This window comes from Bradyrhizobium sp., from assembly GCF_035652035.1.
Taxonomy (GTDB): Bacteria; Pseudomonadota; Alphaproteobacteria; order Rhizobiales; family Xanthobacteraceae; genus Bradyrhizobium.
The window spans coordinates 1-25,486 of the sequence record NZ_DASREO010000004.1; the positions used below are offsets into that span (position 1 = coordinate 1).

The following is a 25,486-nucleotide window of genomic DNA, read 5'->3' on the forward strand; positions in this document are numbered from 1 at the left end:
GCCGCGCGCTGTCCGGAGTGCAGGAAAAGGACAAGCCGGCCGATCCGATCATCGTGCACCCCGACGTGCGCCGCACGTTGCTCACCATCCGCGCCTTCAACGAAGCGGCGCGCGCCATGGTCGTGTGGACGTCGCTGAAGAGCGATGTCGCCCACCGCTCCAATGACGCGAAAGACCGCCAGGAAGCGGACGACCACATGGGGCTGATGACGCCGGTCCTCAAGGGCTATCTCACCGAGATCGGCTTTGCCAACGCGGTTCAGGCGCAGCAGATGTATGGTGGCCACGGCTATATCGCCGAGCAGGGCATGGAGCAGTTCGTGCGCGATGCGCGCATTGCCATGATCTACGAAGGCGCGAACGGTATTCAGGCGCTTGATCTCGTCGGGCGCAAATTGCCGCGCGACGGCGGCCGCGCGGTGATGGCGTTCTTCGGTGAAGTCGGCGCGTTTGCCAAGGAACATGGCGGCGACGAAGCGATGAAGCCCTTTGTCGCGCCGCTCTCGACCGCGCTCGGCCACCTTCAGCAGGCGACGACCTGGCTGATGCAGAACGCGATGATGAAGCCCGACAATGCCGGCGCCGCCGCGACCGACTACATGCATTTGTTCGGCCTCGTGACGCTCGGCTATATGTGGGCCAAAATGGCGAAAGTCGCTCAAACCAAGATTGCGGCTGACGGCACGACCGCCTATCTCTCGACCAAGCTTGTGACCGGCCGCTTCTTCATGGAACGGGTGTTGCCGGCTACCGCTACGCATCTGGCGCGCATCCAGAGCGGCAGCGCAACGATCATGGAACTGGCGGCGGAAGCATTCTGATTGACGGTGTTTCGCCAACCATCAATCCGAGATAAAATGACGATCATCATTTCGGGAGGGCATCATGCCTGAGGCTTATATCTACGATCACGTTCGCACGCCGCGCGGCCGCGGCAAGGCCGATGGCGCGCTGCATGAGGTGACGGCGCTCGCGCTCGCCACTGTGCCGCTGAAGGCTCTGAAGGAGCGCAACAACCTGCCGGAAGATGTTGTCGACGACGTCATCCTCGGCGTGGTCGATCCGGTCGGTGAGGCTGGCTCCGATATCGCGCGCTTTGCCTCGCTGCAAGCCGGCCTCGGCGAAGCCGTGCCGGGCATGCAGATCAGCCGCTTCTGCGCCTCGGGCCTCGATGCAGTGAATTTTGCGGCCGCCCAGATCATGAGCGGCCAGAATCAGTTGACGATCGGCGGTGGCGCGGAATCGATGAGCCGCGTCGGCATCGGCGCCTCCGGCGGCGCCTGGCCGATGGATCCTTCGATCGCGGTGCCTTCCTATTTCATGCCGCAAGGCATTTCGGCCGATCTGATCGCGACGAAGTACGGCTTCTCGCGCGATGACGTCGATGCCTATGCGGTGCAGAGCCAGCAACGCGCGGCGCAAGCCTGGGACGAGGGCCGCTTCAAAAAGTCGGTCGTGCCGGTCAAGGACGTCAACGGCCTTACCATTCTCGCCAAGGATGAACACATGCGCCCGACGACGACCATGCAGTCGCTGGCGCAACTCAAGCCGTCATTTGCTGATGTGGCCGCGATGGGCGGTTTCGACGGCGTCGCGATCCAGTCCCACCCTGAAGTCGAGCGTGTCAATTACGTGCATCATGCCGGCAATTCGTCGGGCATCGTCGACGGCGCCGGCGCGGTGCTGCTTGGCAGCAAGGAAGCCGGTAGCAAATACGGCCTGAAAGCGCGCGCGAAAATCCGTGCCTTCGCCAATATCGGCTCGGAGCCGGCGATGATGTTGACCGGCCCGGTCGACGTCACCGAAAAGCTGTTCGAACGCTCCGGCATGAACAAGTCCGACATCGACCTGTTCGAGCTGAACGAGGCGTTCGCGTCCGTGGTGTTGCGCTACATCCAGGCCTTCGACATCGACAATGCCAAGATCAACGTCAACGGCGGGGCGATTGCGCTCGGTCATCCGTTAGGGGCAACCGGTGCGATGATTCTCGGCACGGTGCTCGATGAACTCGAGCGCACCAACAAATCGACCGCGCTGGTGACGCTGTGCATTGGCGGCGGCATGGGCACTGCCACGATCATCGAGCGCGTGTAAGGGGATCACCAATGGCCTTCAAGAATTTCACGGTTGAGACCGACGCCGACGGCATTGCGCTTGTCACATGGAACATCCCCGGCCGTTCAATGAACGTGCTGGATCAGACTTCGACCGACGAGCTCGAGGAGATCGTCAAGCAGACCACGGCGGATGCCGCCGTGAAGGGCGTGGTCATTACCTCGAGCAAGGAAGCCTTCTGCGCCGGCGCGGACCTTTCGATGCTGGAGGGCATGAATCACGCCTATGCCAAGACGCTCAAGGAGCAGGGCGAGACGGCTGCGAACCAGATGCTGTTCGATCAAAGCCGGCGCTTCTCGCTGGTGCTGCGCGCGATCGAAACGTCAGGCAAGCCGTGGGCCGCCGCGATCAATGGCCTTGCGCTCGGCGGCGGCTTCGAGATCACACTCTCCTGCCACTATCGCGTCGCGGCCGAAAATCCGAAGACGCGGCTTGGCTTGCCTGAAGTGAAGGTCGGGCTGTTTCCGGGGGCCGGCGGCACGCAGCGCGTGCCGCGCCTGGTCCCCCCGCAGGATGCGATGGGCATCCTGCTCAAGGGTGATCCGGTCACGGTCGACAAAGCCAAGGCGCTCAATCTCATCCACGCCATCGTGCCGGCGTCCGATCTGATCAAGGCGGCCAAGGACTGGATCAAGGGTGGCGGCAAGGCGGTCGCGCCCTGGGACGAGAAGGGGTTCAAGCTACCGGGCGGTCCGGTCTATTCCAAGGCCGGCATGATGATGTTCCCGGCAGGCAATGCGATCTTCCGCCGCGAGACCTTCGACAATTATCCGGCCGCGCGCGCCATCATGAGTTGCGTCTATGAAGGCTTGCAGTTGCCGATCGATGCGGCGCTGCGTGTCGAGTCGCGTTACTTCACCAAGATCCTGCGTTCGAATGAAGCGGCGGCGATGATCCGCTCGCTGTTCATGTCGATGCAGGAGTTGAACAAGGGCGCGCGGCGTCCGCAAAACGTGCCGCCGACCAAGGTCAAGAAGCTCGCCGTGATCGGCGCCGGCTTCATGGGCGCGAGCGTCGGCTATGTCTCGGCGCGCGCCGGCATCAACGTGGTCCTGATCGATCGCGATCAGGCCAGCGCCGACAAGGGCAAGGCGCATGCGCAATCGGTCATCGACGACCTGATCAAGAAAGGGCGCGCTAAGGAGAGCGACCGCGACGCGATCCTGTCGCGGATCACGGCAACTCCCGACTACAACGCGATTTCGGATTGCGATCTCGTCATCGAGGCCGTGTTCGAGGATCGCAAGGTCAAGGCCGAGACCTATGCCAAGGCACAGCCGCTCCTGAAGGCGGGTGCGATCTTTGCCTCCAACACCTCGACGCTGCCGATCAATTCGCTGGCCGAAGAGTTCAAGGACCAGGGCAAGTTCATCGGCATTCATTTCTTCTCGCCGGTCGAGAAGATGATGCTGGTCGAGGTCATCCTTGGCAAGAACACTGGCGATGTCGCGTTGGCGACCGCGCTCGACTACACGCGCCAGATCGGCAAGACGCCGATCGTGGTCAACGACAGCAGAGGATTCTTCGCCAATCGCTGCGTGCTGCGTTTCACCGCCGAGGGGCTGGAAATGCTGATGGAGGGCGTGCCGCCGGCGATGATCGAGAACACCGCCAAGATGGCTGGCATGCCGGTCGGGCCGCTGTCACTGTCGGATGAAGTGGCGCTCGATCTTGTGCTGAAGATCATGAAGGCGACAGAGGCCGATCTCGGTCCGAACGCCATCGATCAGGCGCAGAAGAAGCTGCTGGTCGAATTGGTGGAAAAGCAAGGCCGCTTCGGCCGCAAGAACGGCAAGGGCTTTTACGACTATCCCGAGAAGGGCAAGGGCCAGAAGAGCCTGTGGCCGGACCTCGGCGCACTCCAGCCGAAGCATCTCGACCCCGATACGCTCGATGTCGAGGAGTTGAAACAGCGCTTCCTGGTGGTGCAGGCGGTGGAAGCCGCGCGGACCGTGGAAGATCACGTCATCGTCGATCCGCGCGAGGCCGATGTCGGCTCGATCCTCGGCTTCGGCTTTGCGCCGTTCACCGGCGGCACGCTGTCCTATATCGACTTCATGGGAACGAAGAAGTTCGTCGAGCTGTGCCACAAGTTGGAGGCCAAATACGGCTCGCGCTTCACGCCGCCAAAGCTTCTGGTCGAGATGGCGGCAAAGGGCGAGACGTTCTACGGCCGCTTCCCGCCGAAGAAGGTCGCAGTGCAGGCTGCGGAGTGACGCTTTACCTCCCCTTGAAAAGGGGAGGTCGCTTTGATCGGAGATCAGAGCGGGAGGGGATCAACTATCTCACGATGACCCCCACCCCGACCCTCCCCCTTTCAGGGGGAGGGAGAAGACAGTGGGCGCCTTACGCCGCCTTGACGAGGCCTTCCTTGACGAGCGCTTGCTGCACCTTCGGGCGCGCGGCGACGCGGTCCTTGTAGGCCAGCAGGTTGTTCAGCCCCGAAAGGTCGAACTTCATCCCGTCGGCCCAGCGCAGCATCACATAGAGATAGCCGTCGGCCACCGTGAACTGCTTGCCCATGAGGTAGTCGTGGCCGGCCAGCTGGCTGTCGACATATTTGAACTTGCTCGTCGCGCGGTCCTTGAAAACGCCTTTGGCTTCGTCGGACAGCATCGGGTTGAACATCGGGCCGATGTTCTTGTGCAACTCGCTGTTGATGTAGGTCAGCCATTCCAGCAACTTGTAGCGCTCGGCGCTGTCGCGGGCTGGCGCAAGGTTCTTGGCAGCCACCTTGTCGGCGATCCTTTGCACGATGACCGGGCCTTCGGTGATGAGTTCGCCATCATCCGTCACAAGAGCCGGCACCTGGCCCTTCGGGTTAACCTTCAAGAAATCGTCACCATTCTCGAGCTTCTTGGCGCGCAGGTCGACCTTGACAAGATCGTAGGGCAGTCCAGCTTCCAGAAGCGCGATATGGGGGGAGAGCGAACAGGCTCCGGGCGCATAATACAATTTCATTAGGGTTTCCTCCGGTAGGTGGTGCTAAACGGTCGCACCATGACTAAATGCATTTGCATGGAGTAGTCAACATTGATGCATGTGCATCAAGTGCGCTAGTGTAGATATGACGTCTAGGTGTAGGCCGGGATTATGAAGCGCAAACCGTCGACGGAAGCGACCGCGTGCTGGATTCGTCTGATGCGGGTCCAGAGCCGGGTGTTGAACGCTGTTGAGCAGGACTTGAAGAAGGCCGGTTTCCCGCCGCTCGCCTGGTACGACGCTTTGCTGGAATTGTCGCGCGCGCCAGCCGGCGAGCTTCGGCCGGTCGAACTTGAGAAGCAGATGCTGCTGCCGCAATATTCCACCTCGCGGCTGATCGAGCGCCTGGTCGACGAGGGCCTTGCCGTTCGCCGCGAATGCAAGATCGACAAACGCGGCCAGTTCGTCGAGATCACGGACGCCGGGCGCGAACTGCAAAAGAAAATGTGGAGCGCTTATTCCGCAGGCATTGAAAAGCATGTCGGCTCGAAATTGTCGGACGCCGATGCGGTCAAGCTTTGCGGCCTGCTCGACCGGCTCGGCTGTTCCTGCGGGGAGACCGCATCGCTCGTCGCAAAAGACGGTGCGGCCGCCCGATGATATCCTGCATTCCCTACGTCACCGCGAGCGTCACGGTCCGCGGAAGTTTTTGCCACCGCGCGCGTTTGGTCGCAGCGCCTCTTATCCGGAACTTGCATGGCGCGTGACCAGATCGATATGACGCCCCTTCAGTCGCGCGACGAACTCGTCGCCTGGCTCGAAGCCGGCGTGAAGCCTGTTTCCGAGTTCCGCATCGGGACCGAGCATGAAAAGACGCCGTTCACGCTGAACGGCCATCAGCCGGTGCCTTATGAAGGTGCGCGTGGCATCGGCGCGCTGCTTGATGGCATGAAGCTCCTGCTCGGCTGGGAGCCGATCATGGAGCGCGGCAATATTATCGGACTTTACGACGTCACCGGCGGCGGGGCGATCTCGCTCGAGCCAGGCGGACAGTTCGAATTGTCCGGCGCGCCGCTGGAGACGGTGCATCAGACCCAAAGCGAGTTGATGGCGCATCTTGCACAAGTGCGCGAGATCGCGGCGCCTTTGGGAATTGGCTTTCTCGGCCTCGGCATGACGCCCTCCTGGTCGCGGGCGCAGATTCCGGTCATGCCGAAGGGCCGCTACAAGATCATGTCCAACTACATGCCGAAGGTCGGCCGTTACGGCATCGACATGATGTTCCGGACCTGCACGGTGCAGACCAATCTCGATTTCTCCTCCGAAGCCGACATGGTCAAGAAACTGCGAGTGTCGCTGGCCTTGCAATCGGTCGCGACCGCACTGTTCGCGAACTCGCCCTTTACCGAAGGCAAGCCGAACGGCTTTCTGTCGTTCCGCTCGGAAATCTGGCGTGACACCGACAATGCGCGCTCCGGCATGCTGCCCTGGGCGTTCGAGGACGGCATGGGGTTCGAGCGCTGGGTCGACTATGCGCTCGATGTTCCCATGTATTTCGTCAAGCGCGGCGAAGACTATATCGACGTGTCCGGCTCTTCGTTCCGCGATTTCTTTGCAGGAAAGAATCCGGCGCTTCCCGGCGAGCGGCCGATGCTGTCCGACTGGGCCAATCACCTGTCGACGATATTTCCCGAAGTGCGCTTGAAGCGTTATCTCGAAATGCGCGGGGCCGACGGCGTGCCGTGGGGCCGCCTGCCGGCTCTGCCGGCGTTCTGGGTCGGATTGCTTTATGACGACACCAGCCTCAATGCCGCCTGGGACATCGTCAAAGGTTGGACCGCCTACGAGCGGCAATCGCTGCGCGATGATGTTCCACGTCTCGGCTTCAAGGCCAGGGTCAAGGATCGCTATATTTTCGAAATCGCCAAGGAATGTCTGGCGCTGGCGCATTCGGGATTGCGCCGTCGAGGCCGTGTCGATCATTACGGGCGGGATGAGACGCGCTATCTGGAGCCGCTGGATCGCATCGTCGATGCCGGACAGACCCCGGCCGAGGAAATGCTCGCCAAATTCAATGGCCCGTGGGCCGGCTCGGTCGCGCCCGCCTACGACGAATACGCCTTTTAGATCAGGCGCAGCCTTTCAATTTGGATCAGGCCCAGCCGGATAACGGCTTGCGGCCGTTCATCAGCCGTACAGGTTCATGGCGATCAAATGGCGAGTGCCTGCTTTTGCGGGTAACTCCAATCGGTTGAAGGCATCGCGTATGTTGGGAGGCCGCCTGCTGCTAGTGCCCACCTTCCGAAGTTCGTGCGCCGCCGCAGCATCCACCTTCACGAACTTCGGAAGATCATGGGCACTGGCAATCTTATCCATTCCAGCATCGCTTTATCGATCCGAAGTCCCTGATCGAATTCGCCGCTTGTGGCGCAGGGACTTCAGATCGGCGGTGCTGGCGTGTTTGGGGACACTTGTTCTCCTTGCTGCCATCACCTCTCGGCAACCGGCGATGGCGCAGGCCAATTTTGATCGGCCGGGCGGTGACTATCTGAGTTCGCCGGTGCCCTCGGGCGATCCGGCCGAGTGTGCCTTGCTGTGCGAGCGGGACCGGCGCTGCCGCGCCTGGAGTTTCAACTATCCGAATGAAGTGTCCCACACCGCGGTCTGCTGGCTCAAGAACAGCGTGCCGGCCCGCGTGGCGGATGATTGCTGTGTGTCGGGCGTGCGCGGCGCCGGTGTGCTCGAACTGCGCAATGGCGGAATCGAGACTTCGATCGATCGCGCCGGCGGCGACTTTCGGACTTTCGAACTCAAGCGCGGCGAGCGCGACGAGATCTGCAAGGCGGCTTGTTTAGCCGACAACAAATGCCGGGCCTGGACCTATGCGCGCGCGGGCTATGTCGGCCGGGAACCTCACTGTTTTTTGAAGAAGGAGATCAAGCCGCCGCGGCGCAGACCGGGCTTTATCTCCGGGGTCGTCAGGTAACGTTCGAGCTCAGTTCTGCGTAATTGCGCTATCGCCCCGAAGCGACCGCGGACGGGCTGACGGGCGGAACGCTAACCATGGAGCTGACGATGATGTTGACGCGCAGGTTTTTGAATGGGGCACTGATCGCAGGCGCTTTGGCAGTTGCCGCGCTACTTTCGCCCTCCTGGGCCAATTCGGCCGTGCCGTTCTCAACCGAGGCCTTCAAGGCGGCGCAAGCGTCCGGCGCTCCCATTCTGGTTGAAATCCACGCCGACTGGTGCCCGACCTGCAAAGCGCAGAACCCGATACTGGACAAGCTGACCTCGGCCGAGAAATTCAAGAACCTGAAGATCTTCCGGGTCGATTTCGATGCCCAGAAGCCGGTGGTCAAGGAATTCGGCGCGCAGATGCAGTCGACGCTGATCGTCTTCAAGGGAGCCGCCGAGAAGGGACGTTCCGTCGGCGATACCAAGGAAGCCTCGATCTCGGCTCTGCTCGACAAGAGCCTCTGACGTCCAGGTTACGGCCGCATCCAAATGACCGCGCTTGCGCTGGCCTTTGTCGCCGGGATCCTGTCGATCCTGTCGCCTTGCGTGTTGCCGCTGGTGCCGATCGTGCTCGGCGCGGCGGTGACCGCCCATCCGCTCGGCGCCGTCGCTCTGGCGGGCGGGCTGGCGTTATCCTTTACCGGGCTTGGTCTGCTGCTCGCTCTGGTCGGATTTGGACTCGGCATCGATGCCGGCACGTTTCGCCTTGCCGCGGCTGTCATCATGGTCGTGCTCGGTGCAATCCTCGTCGTGCCGTCGTGGCAGGCGCGGCTCGCCGGAGCCGGCAGTCCCGTTTCCGCCTGGGCCGACCGGCATTTCGGCGGCTTTGCCGCCTCAGGTCTCGCCGGACAATTCGCTATAGGTCTTCTGCTCGGCGCGGTCTGGTCGCCTTGCGTCGGCCCGACGCTGGGAGCGGCGTCGCTTCTGGCCTCGCAAGGCCAGGATCTGCCGAGAGTCTCGTTGACGATGGTGATGTTCGGCATCGGCGCGGGCCTGCCGCTGGTACTTCTCGGGCTTTTGTCGCGCTCGACCTTGATGCGCGCTCGCACCAAGCTGATGTCGGCGGGCCAGCTCGGCAAGGGCCTGTTGGGCGCGGCCTTTATCCTGATCGGGGTTGCGATCATCTCAGGCGCCGACAAGCGGATCGAGGCCGCGCTGGTCACGGCTTCGCCGCAATGGCTCACGGAATTGACGACGTCGTTTTAATCTGTGCCGTCGGCAGACAGGATGGTCAGCTCCGGCCATGCTGTCTTCCAGCGCGTCGCCTTTGCGGCGTAGCTGGCCGCGGAAAAATTTGGACCGGGATTGGGGCGGACAATCATGCCGGCGATATCGGAAAAGCCGTTCGGTGCGTGGACGTCGTGGCCGGAATGATGGCGGCGAAGTCCGACTTGCGTGGTTTTGGTCAGGAAGCGGTCGATGCCATCGGCCGAGCAGGTGAGGGCCGGATAGGGAAGACCATGTTTTTCCGGGTACCAGAGATGAACGCGCGCCTGGTTGCGAACCTCGACCCTGGCCCCGAGGCGAGCAAGCCGTTTCGCCAACTGCCGGATGACCTTGTTCTCGGCCCGCCACGACGTATCGGAGTCGAAGTAGAAAACATCGTAATCGTTGATGCCGTGGTTGATGGCGCGGCCGGTCAGAACGTTCCAAACCGTTTGCACCAGACATCCGGAGACGAGCCACGCATCCGGCAGCGCGAGGCGGAACAATTCGTCGACAATGGCTTCGTTAACCGGATTGCGAAGTGCAGCGGCGAAAAATGCGTCGCGGTCCATCGGTGGGCAGCCTGAGGTTCGACCGGTATCAAATAGTTGAGGTTACGCCATGCAACTTGAATCGACGCTGACATGCCCGAAATGCGGCTTTCAGGCCACCGAGCAAATGCCGGTCGATGCCTGTCAGTTTTTCTATGAGTGCAAGGGCTGCGGCGAACGGCTGAAACCGAAAGCAGGCGATTGCTGCGTGTTCTGTTCCTACGGCTCGGTCCCGTGCCCGCCGGTTCAACAGCATGGCAAGGGATCGTGCTGCAATTGAGGTGCAACGTCGATCGAAAAAGCCCGGCGCCATATCGGCGCGGAGCTATTCGTTGACAGGCAGTCAGCCTCGGGCAAGCGCGGCCTTTGACGCCAGCGTCTGCCATTGCCGCCGCAATAGCGGCTCGATTGTCGCCCGCGTGGCTCTGGATAACCGGGCCAGGACGATCGGATAATCCTTATAGTGATCTGTGAAGTAGAACACCTTCGGATCACGCTCTACGAGCATGTCGCGTTCCTCTGGCGGCACGCCGGGGATCACCATGCTGCCGCCGTCTTCCTTGAGCCGCGCCAACATTTTCTTGCGGACCTTGAGCGCAGTCGTGCCGTAGGACGTGCCTTGCTCGACTTCCGGCCAGGTCAGCGCAAACGTCGTGACCTCGTCGAAAGTCATCGGGCGGTCTAATGCACCGAGGTGAAGAACCGCGCGAGGCGGAAGCCGGACAGCCAGGTCCAGACCGGCTGTTCGCGGATGCCGAGATCCCACGATCCGATTACCGCATCGGCACGGCCGACCAGATCGTCGATCGGCAGCATTCCGACGCCACCGTCGCGCAGCGGCACGCGGCTGTCGGCGGAATTGTCGCGGTTGTCGCCCATGACGAACAGATAGCCCGGCGGCACCGTCACTTCCTGCGTGTTGTCGAGCCGGCCATTGTCCCTGATCTTGAAGATCGCGTGGCTGACGCCGCCCGGCAGCGTCTCGATGTAGCGCCGCGCCGGCTCATATTCGCCGCGCTCGTCCTCGACCTGGCCGATGCCGTCGGCTTTCAGCGACGCCGCACGGTCGTTGATGAAGAGCTGACCCTGACGCATCTGGATGCGATCGCCGGGAAGGCCAACGACGCGCTTGACCCACGCCTGCGAGCGATCGCCGGGCCAGCGAAACACCACGACGTCGCCGCGTTTGGGGTCGCTGCCGAACACGCGGCCCGTTTCGGGCAGATTGATCTGGATCGGCAGCGAGGCCGTGCCGTAGCCATAGGGGAATTTCGACGCAAGCAGAGCATCGCCGATCAACAGCGTCGGCTCCATCGAGCCTGACGGGACATAGAACGGCTCGGCGATAGCGCCCTTCGCCAGAAATACCAGACCCAGCGCCGCCGCGAACTGAAGAAGCTGAGCTCCCCAACCCCGCGCACGGGTCGCGATCGTTTGCCGTTCCATCGTCATGAACCGGTACCTCCAACCGTAATACGTTCCATCCGCAGCGTCGGCTGGCCGACGCCAACCGGAACGCCCTGACCGTTCTTGCCGCAGGTGCCGATCCCGGTGTCGAGCGCGAGATCGTTGCCGATCATGGTGATGCGATGCAGATCGGTCGGTCCGTTGCCGATCAGCATCGCGCCTTTCAATGGCGCGCCCACCTTGCCGTTCTCGATCCGGTAAGCCTCCGTACACTGGAAGACATACTTGCCGGAGGTGATATCGACCTGGCCGCCGCCGAAATTGGCGGCAAAGATGCCGTTCTTGACCGAGGCCAGAATTTCAGCCGGGTCTCGCCCGCCGGACAGCATGTAAGTGTTGGTCATGCGCGGCATCGGCACATGGGCATAGCCCTGACGGCGGCCATTGCCGGTCGGCTTCATGTTCATCAGCCGCGCATTCTGGCGGTCCTGCATGTAGCCGACGAGGATGCCATCCTCGATCAGCACGGTGCGGTTGGTCGGCGTGCCTTCGTCGTCGATCGAGAGCGAGCCGCGGCGCGAGGCCATTGTGCCGTCATCGACCACGGTAACGCCCTTGGCGGCGACCTGCTGGCCCATCAGGCCGGCAAAGGCGCTCGTTTTCTTGCGGTTGAAGTCGCCCTCAAGCCCATGGCCGACGGCTTCGTGCAGCATCACGCCGGGCCAGCCGGCCCCTAACACGACATCCATCTCGCCGGCAGGGGCCGGAACTGATTCCAGATTGACCAGCGCCTCGCGGATCGCGCCATCGGCCGCCTCGCGCCACGCTTTGGTGTCGATGAAGCGCGCATAGCCTTCGCGGCCGCCATAGCCGCGGCTGCCGCTTTCCTGGCGGTCGCCCTGGCCCGCGACGACGGAGATATTCACCCGCACCAGCGGGCGGATGTCGCGATAGCTTTCGCCATCGGGCCGCAGGATTTCCACCACCTGCCAGGTGGCACCGAGACTGACTGTGACCTGCCGCACCTTCGGCTCTTTTGCGCGGACATAGGCGTCGATTTCGGCGAGCAATTTGACCTTGGTCTCGAAACCGGGCGCGTCCAGCGGATTTTCATCGCCATAGAGGCGCACATTGGTGTGCGGCGGGGCTGCGGCAAACGTTCCGCTATAGCCGCCGCGCACGGCGGCGACGGCGTCCGCGGCGCGGATCAAGGCCGGTAGCGAGACGTCAGAGGAATGCGCGTAGCCGACCGCGTCGTCTTTGACGGCGCGCAGGCCAAAGCCTTGGCTGGTATCGTAAGTCGCCTGTTTCAGCCGGCCATTGTCGAACATCAAGGCTTCGGTCTGGCTGTATTCCAGGAACAACTCGCCGTCGTCGGCGCCATTCAACCCGCGTGTGATCTGTTGCCGGACCGAATCACGATCGAGGTTGGCGCGGTCGATAAGCGAGGTTGGGGCTGTCATGCGTACTCCAATTTCGGCGTCGTCCAGTAAAGCAAAAACCTGCGGAGCGGTCGCCTTACATCACCGTAATCCGGATCTTCTCCGATGCGCATGACTCAAGCGAACTACTCCAAAATAGGGGCCTTGGTCTGCGAAAGGGAGGGGCAAGGCATGCCACAAAGCGAGGCACAATGCCTCACGGCAATTTGTCATAGCCCTCGCCGAGCCCGTTCAGGCTGAGCGGGAAGCCGATGCCCTCTTCCGGCGTCTCGAAGATGATAAAGGTCGCGGTTTTGGCGCTCCTGAGCTGGCCCAGAAGTTTGTCGTCCATGACAACTTCCGCGACGCAGCCGTTGGGCAGGCAGCGAACGAAGCCGGCGCGGCCGACATCGACATTGTCGAGCTTCAACCCAAGGCCGGAGGGCAGCAGCACCCCGAGCGGCGCAACCACCCGCATCAGCTTGCTCTTTTGATCGGCGGTCTTGAGCACAATGACGGTGAGACCGGCGTTGGAGCGGTCCTCGGCTACCACGCTCTGGATCAGCGCGCATTGCTCGCTTTGCGCGCCGGGCGGGGTGTCACAGCGGATTTGCCAGTCGCCATGGACCGAACGCACCGCGCCTTGCGCGTTCGCCGGCGCCACGAGGCCAAACCAGCAAAGAACGGCCATGCCTGCCGCTATGCCGCCGATCGATCGGAGGCCTGCGGAACTGGCCGGGTATTTCGAAGGCCCCATCAGGGTCGATCCCTTGCTATGTCTTCAGTCTATTCGTTGCCAAATTGACCGCGACGCGACTGATACGGCAAATGACGGCGCCATGAAGGCTGACCCATGCGCCACGGGAAACCTATCCACCAACGAATCAGGTCCCCTCAGGCGCAACGATCCTGTGCCTACATCCGCCAATCCGGGTGTCAAGCCGTGGCCGGTCTCAAATGGCGAGTTTAGGCCGATTTCTCGCGAAAATGCGGCATCCGGATAATAGCCGGTGATGCGCGGCCTTAGGCCGTACTACTGCATTGCGATGCCCTGAGAATTATGGTTTGAGAGGCTGGATTTTTGACGCATTCCAGTGAACTGGCCCCGTGCGCTTCTTGGGTGCACGCCCAGGCCGTTCGTCGGGCGTCGGGTTTGTCGCGCCATTCTTCGCCATCCGGCGGAATGCGCGAGGGGATTTGCTTTAAGGGAGCGCGAGCGACATGACGATGTCGAAGGGCCAAATTGGCCGTCGGTTGCTGGGTTTGGTGGTCGCCGGGGTGACGGCTTTAGCCAGCGGGACGGCATCCGCCGAATTGGGCCAGCCGGCACCGTGGGAATTCAAGCTGCAGGGGTCGGCAACCGAGGTGATGGACTTCATCACCGCCTTTCATAACGGCCTTCTGGTGGTGATCACGCTCATCACGCTGTTCGTGCTGGCGCTGCTCGTGATCGTCGTCGTCAAGTTCAACGCCAAGGCCAACCCGGTTCCCTCCCGGACGACGCACAACACCCTGATCGAGGTGGCGTGGACGCTCATTCCGGTGCTGATCCTGGTCGGCATCGCCATTCCGTCGTTCAAGCTGCTGTTCCTGGAACTCGATATTCCGAAGGCGGATCTGACCATCAAGGCCACCGGCAAGCAGTGGTACTGGTCCTACGCCTATCCCGATAACGGCAAGTTCGAGTTTGATTCGCTGCTGGCGCAGGACAAGCAGCCGCGGCTGCTCGGCGTCGACAACGAGATGGTCGTGCCGGTGAACAAGGTGATCCGCGTCCAGACTACCGGCGCCGACGTGATCCATTCCTTCGCGGTGCCGGCCTTCGGCATCAAGATCGACGCCATTCCCGGCCGCCTCAACGAAACCTGGTTCAGGGCTAACAAGACCGGCATGTTCTACGGACAGTGCTCGGAATTGTGCGGCAAGGACCACGCCTTCATGCCGATCGCTGTCAGGGTCGTCAGCGATCAGGAATTCGCGGCGTGGGTTGAGGACGCCAAGAAGAAGTTTGCATCCAATCCGGCGAATTCGTTCGCCTCGATTGGAACGGCGGCGCAGTGAGCCGGTCTCAAGAAGGATTGCAAGGCAGGGTTTGAAAAATGGCAAGCACCGCAGCGACACACGATCACGCTCATGACGATCATGCCCACGACCATCCGACCGGCTGGAAGCGTTGGGTATATTCGACCAACCACAAGGACATCGGCACGATGTACCTGGTGTTTGCGATCATCGCCGGCATCATCGGCGCTGCAATGTCGATCGCGATCCGCGCCGAGCTGATGTATCCGGGCGTGCAGATCTTCCACGAGACCCACATCTACAACGTCTTCGTGACCTCGCACGGCCTGATCATGATCTTCTTCATGGTGATGCCGGCGATGATCGGCGGTTTCGGCAACTGGTTCGTTCCGCTGATGATCGGTGCGCCCGACATGGCGTTCCCGCGCATGAACAACATCTCGTTCTGGCTGTTGCCGGCCTCGTTCTCGCTGCTGTTGCTGTCGACCTTCGTCGAGGGTGAACCCGGCGCCAACGGCGTCGGCGCGGGCTGGACCATGTATGCGCCGCTGTCGACCTCGGGTCATCCCGGTCCGGCGGTCGATTTCGCGATCCTGTCGCTGCATCTTGCCGGTGCGTCGTCGATTCTCGGCGCCATCAACTTCATCACCACGATCTTCAACATGCGCGCGCCGGGCATGACCCTGCACAAGATGCCGCTGTTCGTTTGGTCGATCCTGGTGACGGTGTTCCTGCTGCTGCTGTCGCTGCCGGTTCTGGCGGGCGCCATCACCATGCTGCTGACCGATCGCAACTTCGGCACCACCTTCTTCTCGGCCGAGGGCGGCGGCGATCCGGTGCTGTTCCAGCATCTGTTCTGGTTCTTCGGCCACCCCGAAGTGTACATCCTGATTTTGCCGGGCTTCGGCATGGTCAGCCAGATCGTGTCGACCTTCTCGCGCAAGCCGGTGTTCGGCTATCTCGGCATGGCCTATGCGATGGTCGCGATCGGCGGCATCGGCTTCGTCGTGTGGGCTCACCACATGTACACGGTCGGCATGTCGTCGGCGACGCAGGCCTATTTCGTCGCCGCCACCATGGTGATCGCGGTGCCGACCGGCGTGAAGATCTTCTCCTGGATCGCCACGATGTGGGGCGGCTCGATCGAGTTCAAGACGCCGATGCTGTGGGCGATCGGCTTCATCTTCCTGTTCACCGTCGGCGGCGTTACCGGCGTCGTGCTGGCGAATGCCGGTGTCGACCGCGTGCTGCAGGACACCTACTACGTCGTGGCGCACTTCCACTACGTGCTGTCACTGGGCGCGGTGTTCGCGATCTTTGCCGGCTGGTACTACTGGTTCCCGAAAATGTCGGGCTACATGTACAACGAGACCATCGGCAAGGCGCACTTCTGGTTCACCTTCATCGGCGTCAACCTGGTATTTTTCCCGCAGCACTTCCTCGGCCTGTCGGGGATGCCGCGCCGCTATGTCGACTATCCCGACGCCTTCGCCGGCTGGAACTTCGTTTCTTCGATCGGTTCCTACATCTCCGGCTTCGGCGTGCTGATCTTCATCTACGGCGTGATCGACGCCTTCGTGCGCAAGCAGCAGGCCGCCGACAATCCGTGGGGAGCCGGCGCGACCACGCTGGAATGGACGCTGTCGTCGCCGCCGCCGTTCCATCAGTTCGAGACGTTGCCACGCGTACAGTAACGGGCCACGCGGCGTGATGAGCGCCGCGTGACCTCCTTTCGAGGAAGCGAGAGCCTTGTCGGTCGTCGATCACTCAACCATCGAACTATCCCCGCGGATTTCCGAGGCCGACGTCGCTGACTACGTCGCGCTTCTGAAGCCGCGGGTGATGTCGCTGGTGGTTTTCACCGCGCTGGTCGGGCTGATGATCGCGCCGGTGCATGTGCATCCGGTGCTGGCTTTCACGTCCATCCTCTGCATCGCGGTCGGCGCGGGCGCGTCCGGCGCGCTGAACATGTGGTACGAGAGCGACATCGACGCGTTGATGTCGCGCACCGCCAACCGTCCGATCCCGCGCGGCCGGATCACCCCGGGCGAAGCCGCCGCTTTCGGCATGACGCTCGCTTTCTTCTCGGTGATGACGCTCGGCATCCTCGTCAACTGGGTCGCTGGCGCGCTGCTCGCTTTCACCATCTTCTTCTACGTCGTGATCTACACCATCGCGTTGAAGCGCTGGACGGCGCAGAACATCGTGATCGGCGGCGCCGCTGGCGCGCTTCCGCCCGTCGTGGCCTGGGCGGCTGCCACCGGTTCGCTCTCGGTCGAACCGCTATTGTTGTTCCTGATCATCTTCTTCTGGACGCCGCCGCATTTCTGGGCGCTCGCGCTGTTCCGCAGCGACGACTACGCCCGCGCCGGCGTCCCGATGTTGCCGGTCACCGCCGGTCCCGATGCGACGCGACTACAGATCCTGCTCTACACCATCGTGCTGGTCGCGGTGGCGTTCGCGCCCTGGCCGCTCGGCTATTTCGATGCGATCTATGGCGTGACTTCGCTCCTGCTTGGCGCCGGAATGCTGGCGCTTTCGATCAACGTCTACCGCCTGCGTGAGGGGCGCGAAGCCAACCGCGCCACGCGCCAGCTGTTCGCGTTCTCGATCTTTTATCTGTTTGCGCTGTTTGCGACCCTTTTGATCGAGGTCGTGGTCTGCGCCGTTCTACCTGCGATCTGGTAAGGCGCATGGCGATAACGATGGCCGATAACGACAAACCAGACGGAATCGTCCTCACCGAGGCACAAAAGAAAAGCCGCCGCCAGCGCTCGATCGCGATCGCGCTCGCGCTCGGCGTTCTGGTCGTGCTGTTTTTCGCGGTCACCATCGTCAAGGGGCCGGCCGTTCTCGTACGGCCGTTGTAAAGGGCATGACAAACCATCAGGACCACCACCAGGCCTCCGCAGACAAGAAGGCGGCATCGCGCCGCCGTGGCCTGACCCGCGACGCCGTGGTGGGCGCAATCTGCGGCTTCGTCGCGGTGTTAATGGTCGGCGCTGCCTATGCGGCGGTGCCGTTCTATAACTGGTTCTGCCGCGCCACCGGGTTCAACGGCACGACGCAGGTGGCGACCTCGGCGCCGACTGGAGCACCGCTTGATCGCAAGGTCGCGGTTCGCTTTGATTCCAATGTCGCGGGCGGACTGCCGTGGAAGTTCGAGCCGGAGCAGAACGAGATCGAGATCCGGATCGGCGAGGTCACGACCGTCTTCTACAAGGTGACCAATCAGTCCGCGCGCACGACGACCGGGCAGGCAGCCTACAACGTCGCGCCGCTGACGGTTGGCGCGTATTTCGAGAAGATCAACTGCTTCTGCTTCACTGAACAGACGATGGCGCCGGGCGAAACGCGCGACATGCCGGTCGTGTTCTACGTCGACCCGTCGATTGTCAAAGACAGCGACAACGACACGCTGAACACCATCACCCTGTCCTATACGTTCTACCCCGTCAAAGAGCCCGCGATTAAGCCGCTGGCCGCTGGCGAGGCGGAAAAGCCCGGGGCAAAGGAAAAAGGTAACCTTTAATAAGAGTGCGCGTGCGGCGGAATAATTCCGGTCAATCGCGAAAGTTTGAATTCAAACGTTGAGACGAAGCGGCCGGACAGGCCCTAACGGAGAGACCGAAAAATGGCTACGGCGCAAGTCAAGCATCACGACTACCACCTCGTCGATCCGAGCCCGTGGCCGATCGTCGGCTCCGTTTCGGCCTTCATCATGGCCGTCGGCGCCATCACCTGGATGCACCATATGACCGGTGCGGCGCCGATCGTCTTCTTCGTCGGCGTCGTCGGTGTGCTCTATACGATGGCGAGCTGGTGGATGGATGTGATCCGCGAGGCGCAATACAAGGGCGACCACACCCGCGTCGTGCAGATCAGCCACCGCTACGGCATGATCCTGTTCATCGCCTCCGAGGTGATGTTCTTCGTCGCCTGGTTCTGGGCCTTCTTCAATTCGGCTCTGTTCCCGGCGGACGCGGTTCACGCCGCCCGCGATGCCATTTTCGGATGCGGCGCCGGCACCCAGATGGGCGCGTGCGCCGTTCCCGGCACCTGGCCGCCCAAGGGCATCGAGGCATTCGACCCCTGGCACCTGCCGCTGCTCAACACGCTGCTGCTGCTGACGTCGGGCACCACGGTGACCTGGGCGCACCATGCGCTGCTCGAGAACGACCGTCAGGGCCTGAAATACGGGTTGATTCTCACCGTTGTGCTCGGCGCCTGCTTCACCTGCGTGCAGGCCTATGAGTACAGCCACGCGCTGTTCGGTTTCTCCGGCAATATCTACGGCGCAACCTTCTTCATGGCGACTGGCTTCCACGGCTTCCACGTGCTGGTCGGCACGATCTTCCTGATCGTCTGCCTCATCCGCGCCTATGCCGGACATTTCTCGCCGACCCAGCACTTGGGCTTCGAATTTGCCGCCTGGTACTGGCATTTCGTCGACGTGGTGTGGCTGTTCCTGTTCGCCTGCATCTACGTCTGGGGCACCGGCGGCGGCCGATTGGTCGGCGCCGAGTAACCTGGCCGTCAACTGTTCTTACAAGGGGCGGCCGCAGGGTCGCCCCTTTTTGTATAAGCCGCGGGGATAACATTCCGGGCACCGCTTTGGTCGTCATGGTAGGTTGAAGCTCATGAACGCATCTGCCGAGACACCGACCCTGTATCAGAGCGTGATGCGCGGTCTCGCCTGCAAATGCCCGCGCTGCGGCCACGGGAAGTTGTTTACCGGCTTCCTCACGCTGAGGCCGAGGTGTGAAGCCTGCCAGCTCGACTACACCTTCATCGATACCGGTGATGGCCCTGCCGTCTTCATCATCATGCTCGCAGGCGCGATCGTCGTCGCCTGCGCTCTGATTGTCGAGGTCAAGTATCAGCCGCCGTTCTGGCTGCATGCGGTACTTTGGCTGCCGCTCATCCTCGTGACCACGCTGTTGCCGTTGCGATCGATGAAGTCGCTGCTGATCGCGCTGCAATTCCACCACAAGGCAGCACCTGGCCGCTTGATCGATCGCGAACAGAAATGAGTGAGGTGGCAGGACGGCGGCAGCTTGGCTTCGGCCTGTTCACGCTCGCCATGATTGCGGCCTTTATCGGCCTCGGCGTCTGGCAGCTCGAGCGGCGCGTCGAAAAGCATGCGCTGATTGCGGCGCTGACGGAGCGGCTGGCGGCCGAGCCCGTGCCGCTACCGCCGCCGTCGGAGTGGGGCAAGCTCACGCCGCAAAGGGATGAATTCCGCCGCGTCCATTTTAATGCGACCTATGCGAGCGAACCCGACGCCATGGTGTTCAGTTCCGGATCGGCCGTCCGCGACGATATTTCGGGGCCGGGCACCTGGGCCTTCATGCCTGCGCGGCTTTCCGGCGGTGAAACCGTCGTCGTCAATACTGGCTTCGTGCAGAACACGATGCAGGATCGCACCGTGCAGGATCGCGCGGTGTCACGTCTCGTGACTGCCCAGCCCGCCGACCTCACCGGCTATATCCGCTTTCCTGAAAAAGCGGGCATGCTGACGCCCGCCGCCAGTCCCGCAAAGCGACTCTGGTTTACGCGCGATCCGCTCGAAATGTCGCAAGTGCTCGGCTGGGGTAAAGTCGCGCCGTTCTATATCGATCTGGAGCATCCGGTGCCGCCAGGCGGCGTTCCTCTGCCAGGTCCGCTTGACGTCCATCTCAAGGACGATCACATGCAATACGCCATCACCTGGTTTGCGCTCGCGGGCGCGGTGGTGATTGCATTCCTTGTCTGGTTACGCGGGAAACGCCGCGCGGCATGAGAGATCTGATGGACGAGGTCAGTCAAGACAACTGTCTGTTGCCGCGGCCGACGACCACCAGCCGCTCGGTTTGAACGGCCTCCAGCCGCGCCATCATCAGGATGCCGACCACGAACGACAGCCCGAGATCTTCGGCCTGTTCGATCGCGTCATCGATCTTTTCAACCAGTACCCTCGTCCTGTTGTCGCGCACCATGAAAATCTCCTTTGCTTGTTGCCGGGCTCGCGCGGGCGGCCGCGTTGTGTCAGGCGGCCGGGATCGGTTCTCTGATTGCGGGTCGCTCGATGACGGGAAGGCCCTGCCAGACCAGCGTCGATCCGGGCACCGAGCGGCGGAGACAAATTTCCGTCCATGCCAGTTGGTTGACGTCGACCATCACGGCGACCGTCGACATCCGGTCGATCTCGATGGGAAGGCCGAGCGGGCGCGCGACCCAGCCCTGATCGAGCAGGCGTGGCAGCCACCAGCTTTCGAGCACGATCGTGAAGGCCGAAAGTCCGATGGACAGGCCGTACTCCATGGCGGCGGCCTGGATGATGGCCTCGGCGCGTGGCCCGGCATGTTCGCCGCGCCGCGTTTTCACGACAAAGATTCGTGACAGCTCATAGACGTCCGGACGTCGAATGGGGCCGTCGAGAGAAAGTTTTGGGAACAACTCGCTGAGCAGCGTCGGCGCCGTCGTTGGCACGAGCCGCATGCCCGCGATGATGGAGCGGCCCTCCAGGCCCAGAAGATAAACCGTCTCGTCGGTGTCGAACTGGTCGATCTCGCGCTTGTCGGGACGATCGAGCACGGCCCATTTGCGCTCGACGACATAAATCTGGTGCCGAAGTCGAAAATAGTCGTCGATAATTTCCGAATACAAATGCCTGTTGTCGCGGCGGATGACGTGAACGTCCATTGCACTCTCCCCAGCGGCGCGCAATTGCGCGGTCGGGAGAGTATTTTTTGCCGGTCAGCCGGCTACTGTCCGAAAGGACAGGTTAGCGTCAGTGTCTTGGTTCTGACATTCGCGCCATCTCGCGGCGCGCACTTTGACAAACGCCGGGAGTCGTCACACTAGTGGAGCGGATTTGACATTCGCTTCCACCTGGCCATCTGCTCGAAAAGCGAATGTCAAACCCGAAGCTCCACTAGAATCCGATATTTGCTAGTGGTCCTTTGATTCTAACATTTGCAAAAGTGTCTGCTGAGAAGGGATGCAAATGTTAGAATCGGACCACTAGAGCTTGATCAGCCCCCAGGCGAGCGCCTTCGCAACCGCCGATGTCCGGTTGACGGCGTTGAGCTTGCGCGATGCTTCGACCAAGTGGAATTTCACCGTGCGCTCGGAGATCTTCAGGATCACAGAAATTTCCCACGAGGTCTTGCCGCCGGCGACCCAGCGCAGAACCTCACGCTCGCGGGCCGTCAGCACGTCGCGCTTGCCCCGCCGAGGCTTTGCCAGCGAACGAAGGCGATTATGCGCGTAGACCCCGATCAGCTGAAGGGCGCTCTTGGCCAGCGGATCAAGATGCAGATATTCGGTCGCAAGGCTGATCACCGCGCCGCCTTCGTCGTAGTGCAGCGGAATGCAATAGCCGTCCTTGAGGTGGAACTCGGTGGCGCGAGTCATCACCAGATGGGCCGCCGGATCGTTGTCCTTGTCGTAGCGCGCCTCGGACCATTCGAACGGTTGAACTGTCGAGGCGCCGTATCGCGGCACCGGATCGAGCGCGCTGAAATTTTCGCGGGTATAGAGTTCGAACCATTCGGCCGGCCAGCCATTGGCGAGAGTCAATTCGGGGAGCGACGTTCCCGGCGCAGGGAGGCCCGCCATGATGTAGGCGTGAAATCCGCACGCCTTGATCTCGGATTCGAACAATTTGACAACGCCGGGCGAACTCAGCCGTTCGACCGCATCCACAAAGTCGAGAGCTCGCCTCCCCCATTGCCGGGCTGCGTTTGCCATCCGAACCCCTCGAGTCCCAGCGGGAGATTGCAACCACACCGAGCTTGCGTCAATTACGGATAGGCTTTCGCTTTCGGTTCACGCATTTTCCGGCGGAACAACGCAGACGATGGTTCGGCATCCTGACGCGGGGTCCGCCAAAGCGGGCTTATTTGCGGCCGCGCCATGCTGCATTTTCGCATCCCATGGCGGCAAGGGGAGGGACGAAGCGGTTTCCACTTCCTGTCAAAACGCCTATGGTGGCGCCGCTTTGCCACAGGCAAGGTGATTTTTGTATAAAAGTCAAAGGTTTGAGCGCGAACTTCGAAAAGTGGGCACTGGTTTGACGCGATATATTTCGACGCGGGGGGAAGCTCCCGTTCTGGGTTTTTGTGACGTGATGCTGGCCGGGCTCGCCCGCGACGGCGGCCTCTACGTGCCTGAAGTCTGGCCGCAGTTCGCGAGCGAAACCATCGCGGGATTTTTCGGACGGCCCTATTGGGAGGTCGCGGTCGACGTGATCAGGCCCTTTGTCGGCGGGGAGATTTCCGATGCCGATCTCGGCCGCATGGCCAATGAGGCTTACGCCACGTTCCGCCATCCTGCGGTGGTGCCGCTCGACCAAGCCGGGCCCAATCAATTCCTGCTCGAACTGTTTCACGGTCCGACGCTGGCGTTCAAGGACGTCGCGATGCAGTTGCTCTCGCGGCTGATGGACCACGTGCTGGCGAAGCGCTCCGAGCGCACCACGATCGTGGTGGCGACATCCGGCGATACCGGCGGCGCCGCGGTCGATGCCTTTGCCGGTCTCGACAATGTCGACCTCATCGTTCTTTTTCCGCACGGCCGCATCTCGGAGGTGCAACGGCGAATGATGACCACGGTCGGCGCCGGCAATGTGCATGCGCTCGCCGTCGAAGGCACCTTCGACGATTGCCAGGCGATCGTGAAGGAATTGTTCAACGATCACGCCTTCCGCGATGCGGTGGCGCTGTCGGGCGTCAACTCGATCAACTGGGCGCGCATCGTCGCGCAGGTGGTGTATTACTTCACGTCTGCCGTGGCGCTCGGCGCGCCGGCGCGCGCCGTCGATTTCACCGTGCCGACCGGCAATTTCGGCGACATCTTTGCTGGCTTCGTTGCCAAGCGCATGGGGCTGCCGATCCGCTGGCTGACGATTGCCTCCAACGTCAACGACATCCTGCCGCGCACGCTGAAGACCGGAATCTACGAAACCCGCGAGGTCCATGCCTCGACCTCGCCGTCGATGGATATCCAGGTGTCGTCGAATTTCGAGCGCCTGCTGTTTGAAGCGAGCCATCGCGACGCCGCCCTCGTCCGCCGGTTGATGGCTTCGTTGAAGCAATCCGGGCGCTTCGTCCTGCCGGACGCGGTTCTGGCGGCGGTGCGCAGCGAATTTGACGCGGGCCGCGCCGATGAAACCGAGACCAGTGCCGTCATTCGCGCGGCCTGGCGTGAAGCCGGCGACCTGGTCGATCCGCACACGGCGGTGGCACTGGCGGTTGCCGATCGCGACAGTTCGGATTCCGGCGTGCCCAATATCGTTCTGTCGACCGCGCACGCCGCCAAGTTTCCCGATGCGGTCGAAGCGGCCTGCGGCGTACGGCCGGAACTGCCGCCATGGCTGGAAGGTTTGATGACGAGGCCTGAGCGTATCGTGGTGATGAAAAACGACACGTCGGAAGTGGCGCGGTTTGTCCGCTCAGTCAGCCGGGCCGCAAAGCTGACGTCGTAACCGATGCTGGATTCATTTGCAGGAGGAGCGCCGGATGAGCGTTGAAGTCACCAAGCTGCCGTCTGGCCTCACCGTCATCACCGATACCATGCCGCACCTTCAGACGGCCGCGCTCGGCGTTTGGGCGGGGGTCGGCGGCCGCGACGAAAAGCCCAACGAGCACGGCATCTCGCATCTCCTGGAGCACATGGCGTTCAAGGGGACAACGCGGCGCACCTCACGCGAGATCGTCGAGGAGATCGAGGCGGTCGGCGGCGACCTCAACGCCGGCACTTCGACGGAAACCACCGCCTATTACGCGCGCGTCATGAAGGCCGACGTACCGCTCGCGCTCGACGTGCTCTCTGACATTCTTACCAATCCTTCGTTCGTGCCCGACGAGCTCGAGCGCGAGAAGAGTGTGATCGTGCAGGAGATCGGCGCCGCGCAGGATACGCCTGACGATGTCGTGTTCGAGCACCTCAACGAGCTGTGCTATCCGGATCAGCCGATGGGCCGCTCGCTGCTCGGCACGGCAAAGACGTTGAAGTCGTTTAACCGTGACATGCTGCGCGGTTATCTCTCGACGCATTATCGCGGGCCGGACATGGTGGTTGCCGCCGCCGGCGCCGTCGACCACAAGCGCGTGGTGGACGATGTGACACAGCGATTTGCCGGTTTCGACGCCACGCCCGCGCCGAAGCCGGAGCCGGCAATGTTCGGCAAAGGCGGCTCGCGCGTGGTGCATCGCGAACTGGAGCAGGCACATCTGACGCTCGCGCTCGAGGGTGTCCCGCAAACCGACCTGTCGCTGTTTTCGCTTCAGGTCTTCACCAACATTCTCGGTGGCGGGATGTCATCGCGCCTGTTTCAGGAAGTGCGCGAGAAACGCGGGCTCTGCTATTCGATCTACGCTTTCCATGCGCCCTACATGGATACCGGATTTTTCGGCCTCTATACCGGGACCGATCCCGGCGATGCGCCGGAGATGATGGAAGTGATTGTCGATGTCATCAATGAGGCCGTCGAAACGTTGACGGAAGCCGAGATTGCCCGTGCCAAGGCGCAGATGAAGGCAGGGCTGTTGATGGCGCTGGAAAGCTGCAGCTCGCGCGCGGAACAATTGGCGCGGCATATCCTCGCCTATGGGCGGCCGCTGGCGGTTGACGAACTGGTGGCGCGGATCGATGCGGTGAGCGTGGAAACGACGCAAAATGCGGCGCGCGCGCTGCTGTCGCGCAGCCGGCCGGCGGTCGTCGCGCTGGGTAGCGGCAGGGGACTAGACACGGCGGTCGCTTTCGCGGAAGGATTGACGAAATCCAAAGCGAAAGAGCGCCTTCATTAAGGACCGTTGCGCGATAACGGGAACGTCCGATTAT

The 25,486-nt window shown here is 62.1% G+C and carries 28 protein-coding genes; 19 read left to right on the plus strand and 9 right to left on the minus strand.

Annotated elements, in window-relative coordinates:
- From VFB05_RS01135 to VFB05_RS01145, 3 genes are all read left to right on the plus strand, one after another.
- The coding region (locus VFB05_RS01135; RefSeq protein ID WP_325007863.1) for an acyl-CoA dehydrogenase C-terminal domain-containing protein at positions 1–821 on the plus strand (821 nt) is incomplete at its 5' end.
- 64 nt (positions 822–885) lie between these two features.
- Positions 886–2,094, plus strand: coding sequence for an acetyl-CoA C-acetyltransferase (locus VFB05_RS01140; RefSeq protein WP_325007865.1), 1,209 nt, complete (start codon positions 886–888; stop codon positions 2,092–2,094).
- A gap of 11 nt (positions 2,095–2,105) precedes the next feature.
- A complete protein-coding gene (locus tag VFB05_RS01145) occupies positions 2,106–4,331 on the plus strand; it encodes a 3-hydroxyacyl-CoA dehydrogenase NAD-binding domain-containing protein (RefSeq protein ID WP_325007867.1) in 2,226 nt (741 codons plus the stop codon).
- 130 nt (positions 4,332–4,461) lie between these two features.
- Here the strand turns inward: VFB05_RS01145 and gstA are convergent, their stop codons facing one another.
- Positions 4,462–5,076, minus strand: a complete 615-nt coding sequence (gene gstA, locus VFB05_RS01150) for a glutathione transferase GstA (RefSeq protein ID WP_325007869.1) — start codon at positions 5,074–5,076, stop codon at positions 4,462–4,464.
- A gap of 132 nt (positions 5,077–5,208) precedes the next feature.
- On the opposite strand from gstA, the gene VFB05_RS01155 reads away from it, so the two are divergent.
- The 5 genes from VFB05_RS01155 (at position 5,209) to VFB05_RS01175 (ending at position 9,258) form a co-directional block, all read left to right on the plus strand.
- The gene (locus VFB05_RS01155) at positions 5,209–5,697 is read left to right on the plus strand and encodes a helix-turn-helix domain-containing protein (protein ID WP_325007871.1); all 489 of its coding nucleotides are present in this window, start codon (positions 5,209–5,211) and stop codon (positions 5,695–5,697) included.
- Positions 5,698–5,793: 96 nt separating this feature from the next.
- Positions 5,794–7,164: a glutamate--cysteine ligase gene (locus VFB05_RS01160; RefSeq protein ID WP_325007873.1), complete on the plus strand. Its 1,371-nt coding sequence runs from the start codon at positions 5,794–5,796 to the stop codon at positions 7,162–7,164.
- A gap of 382 nt (positions 7,165–7,546) precedes the next feature.
- Positions 7,547–8,023 (plus strand): PAN domain-containing protein, encoded by a 477-nt coding sequence (locus VFB05_RS01165; protein WP_325008016.1) that lies wholly within the window; start codon positions 7,547–7,549, stop codon positions 8,021–8,023.
- A gap of 89 nt (positions 8,024–8,112) precedes the next feature.
- Positions 8,113–8,517, plus strand: coding sequence for a thioredoxin family protein (locus tag VFB05_RS01170; RefSeq protein WP_414643130.1), 405 nt, complete (start codon positions 8,113–8,115; stop codon positions 8,515–8,517).
- Positions 8,518–8,541: 24 nt separating this feature from the next.
- Positions 8,542–9,258 (plus strand): cytochrome c biogenesis CcdA family protein, encoded by a 717-nt coding sequence (locus VFB05_RS01175; RefSeq protein WP_325007878.1) that lies wholly within the window; start codon positions 8,542–8,544, stop codon positions 9,256–9,258.
- Here VFB05_RS01175 and VFB05_RS01180 read toward each other — a convergent pair.
- A complete protein-coding gene (locus tag VFB05_RS01180) occupies positions 9,255–9,830 on the minus strand; it encodes a nucleotidyltransferase family protein (protein WP_325007880.1) in 576 nt (191 codons plus the stop codon). The genes VFB05_RS01175 and VFB05_RS01180 overlap by 4 nt on opposite strands.
- Before the next feature lie 49 nt (positions 9,831–9,879).
- Between VFB05_RS01180 and VFB05_RS01185 the strand changes: the two genes are divergently transcribed.
- Positions 9,880–10,089: a GDCCVxC domain-containing (seleno)protein gene (locus VFB05_RS01185; protein WP_325007882.1), complete on the plus strand. Its 210-nt coding sequence runs from the start codon at positions 9,880–9,882 to the stop codon at positions 10,087–10,089.
- Between the two features lie 63 nt (positions 10,090–10,152).
- On the opposite strand, the gene VFB05_RS01190 is transcribed toward VFB05_RS01185, so the two are convergent.
- The 4 genes from VFB05_RS01190 to VFB05_RS01205 all read right to left on the minus strand — a co-directional run bounded on the left by VFB05_RS01190 (position 10,153) and on the right by VFB05_RS01205 (position 13,394).
- Entirely contained in the window at positions 10,153–10,482 is a 330-nt protein-coding gene (locus VFB05_RS01190; protein WP_325007884.1) for an MmcQ/YjbR family DNA-binding protein, read from the minus strand.
- Positions 10,483–10,490: 8 nt separating this feature from the next.
- Entirely contained in the window at positions 10,491–11,261 is a 771-nt protein-coding gene (lepB, locus tag VFB05_RS01195) for a signal peptidase I (RefSeq protein ID WP_325007886.1), read from the minus strand.
- The gene (gene tldD, locus VFB05_RS01200) at positions 11,258–12,679 is read right to left on the minus strand and encodes a metalloprotease TldD (protein ID WP_325007888.1); all 1,422 of its coding nucleotides are present in this window, start codon (positions 12,677–12,679) and stop codon (positions 11,258–11,260) included. The genes lepB and tldD overlap by 4 nt, the downstream gene beginning before the upstream one ends.
- 175 nt (positions 12,680–12,854) lie before the next feature.
- Entirely contained in the window at positions 12,855–13,394 is a 540-nt protein-coding gene (locus VFB05_RS01205) for an invasion associated locus B family protein (protein ID WP_414643126.1), read from the minus strand.
- 464 nt (positions 13,395–13,858) lie between these two features.
- Here VFB05_RS01205 and coxB point away from each other — a divergent pair, with 464 nt between their 5' ends.
- The 8 genes from coxB (at position 13,859) to VFB05_RS01245 (ending at position 20,441) form a co-directional block, all read left to right on the plus strand.
- Complete coding sequence (gene coxB, locus VFB05_RS01210; protein WP_325007892.1) at positions 13,859–14,698, plus strand: cytochrome c oxidase subunit II; 840 nt, start codon at positions 13,859–13,861, stop codon at positions 14,696–14,698.
- Positions 14,699–14,736: 38 nt separating this feature from the next.
- The gene (gene ctaD / locus VFB05_RS01215) at positions 14,737–16,353 is read left to right on the plus strand and encodes a cytochrome c oxidase subunit I (protein ID WP_325007894.1); all 1,617 of its coding nucleotides are present in this window, start codon (positions 14,737–14,739) and stop codon (positions 16,351–16,353) included.
- A 55-nt stretch (positions 16,354–16,408) separates the two neighbouring features.
- Positions 16,409–17,347, plus strand: a complete 939-nt coding sequence (locus tag VFB05_RS01220) for a heme o synthase (RefSeq protein ID WP_325007896.1) — start codon at positions 16,409–16,411, stop codon at positions 17,345–17,347.
- 5 nt (positions 17,348–17,352) lie between these two features.
- A complete protein-coding gene (locus VFB05_RS01225) occupies positions 17,353–17,529 on the plus strand; it encodes a CoxF protein (protein ID WP_325007898.1) in 177 nt (58 codons plus the stop codon).
- Positions 17,530–17,534: 5 nt separating this feature from the next.
- The gene (locus VFB05_RS01230) at positions 17,535–18,191 is read left to right on the plus strand and encodes a cytochrome c oxidase assembly protein (protein WP_325007900.1); all 657 of its coding nucleotides are present in this window, start codon (positions 17,535–17,537) and stop codon (positions 18,189–18,191) included.
- A gap of 102 nt (positions 18,192–18,293) precedes the next feature.
- Positions 18,294–19,187, plus strand: a complete 894-nt coding sequence (locus tag VFB05_RS01235) for a cytochrome c oxidase subunit 3 (protein ID WP_325007902.1) — start codon at positions 18,294–18,296, stop codon at positions 19,185–19,187.
- A gap of 112 nt (positions 19,188–19,299) precedes the next feature.
- Positions 19,300–19,692 carry a DUF983 domain-containing protein gene (locus VFB05_RS01240; RefSeq protein ID WP_325007904.1) on the plus strand — a complete coding sequence of 131 codons (393 nt, stop codon included), beginning with the start codon at positions 19,300–19,302 and terminating at the stop codon, positions 19,690–19,692.
- A complete protein-coding gene (locus VFB05_RS01245) occupies positions 19,689–20,441 on the plus strand; it encodes an SURF1 family protein (protein WP_325007906.1) in 753 nt (250 codons plus the stop codon). Before VFB05_RS01240 ends, VFB05_RS01245 begins: the two co-directional genes overlap by 4 nt.
- A gap of 22 nt (positions 20,442–20,463) precedes the next feature.
- On the opposite strand, the gene VFB05_RS01250 is transcribed toward VFB05_RS01245, so the two are convergent.
- From VFB05_RS01250 to VFB05_RS01260, 3 genes are all read right to left on the minus strand, one after another.
- Entirely contained in the window at positions 20,464–20,637 is a 174-nt protein-coding gene (locus tag VFB05_RS01250) for a hypothetical protein (RefSeq protein ID WP_325007907.1), read from the minus strand.
- A gap of 49 nt (positions 20,638–20,686) precedes the next feature.
- Positions 20,687–21,343 (minus strand): acyl-homoserine-lactone synthase, encoded by a 657-nt coding sequence (locus VFB05_RS01255; RefSeq protein WP_325007909.1) that lies wholly within the window; start codon positions 21,341–21,343, stop codon positions 20,687–20,689.
- 321 nt (positions 21,344–21,664) lie between these two features.
- Complete coding sequence (locus VFB05_RS01260; protein ID WP_325007911.1) at positions 21,665–22,393, minus strand: LuxR family transcriptional regulator; 729 nt, start codon at positions 22,391–22,393, stop codon at positions 21,665–21,667.
- Between the two features lie 322 nt (positions 22,394–22,715).
- Between VFB05_RS01260 and thrC the strand changes: the two genes are divergently transcribed.
- Both thrC and VFB05_RS01270 read left to right on the plus strand, forming a co-directional pair.
- Complete coding sequence (gene thrC, locus VFB05_RS01265; RefSeq protein ID WP_325008018.1) at positions 22,716–24,128, plus strand: threonine synthase; 1,413 nt, start codon at positions 22,716–22,718, stop codon at positions 24,126–24,128.
- Between the two features lie 34 nt (positions 24,129–24,162).
- Complete coding sequence (locus VFB05_RS01270; RefSeq protein WP_325007913.1) at positions 24,163–25,452, plus strand: pitrilysin family protein; 1,290 nt, start codon at positions 24,163–24,165, stop codon at positions 25,450–25,452.
- The last annotated feature ends 34 nt before the right edge of the window (positions 25,453–25,486 follow it).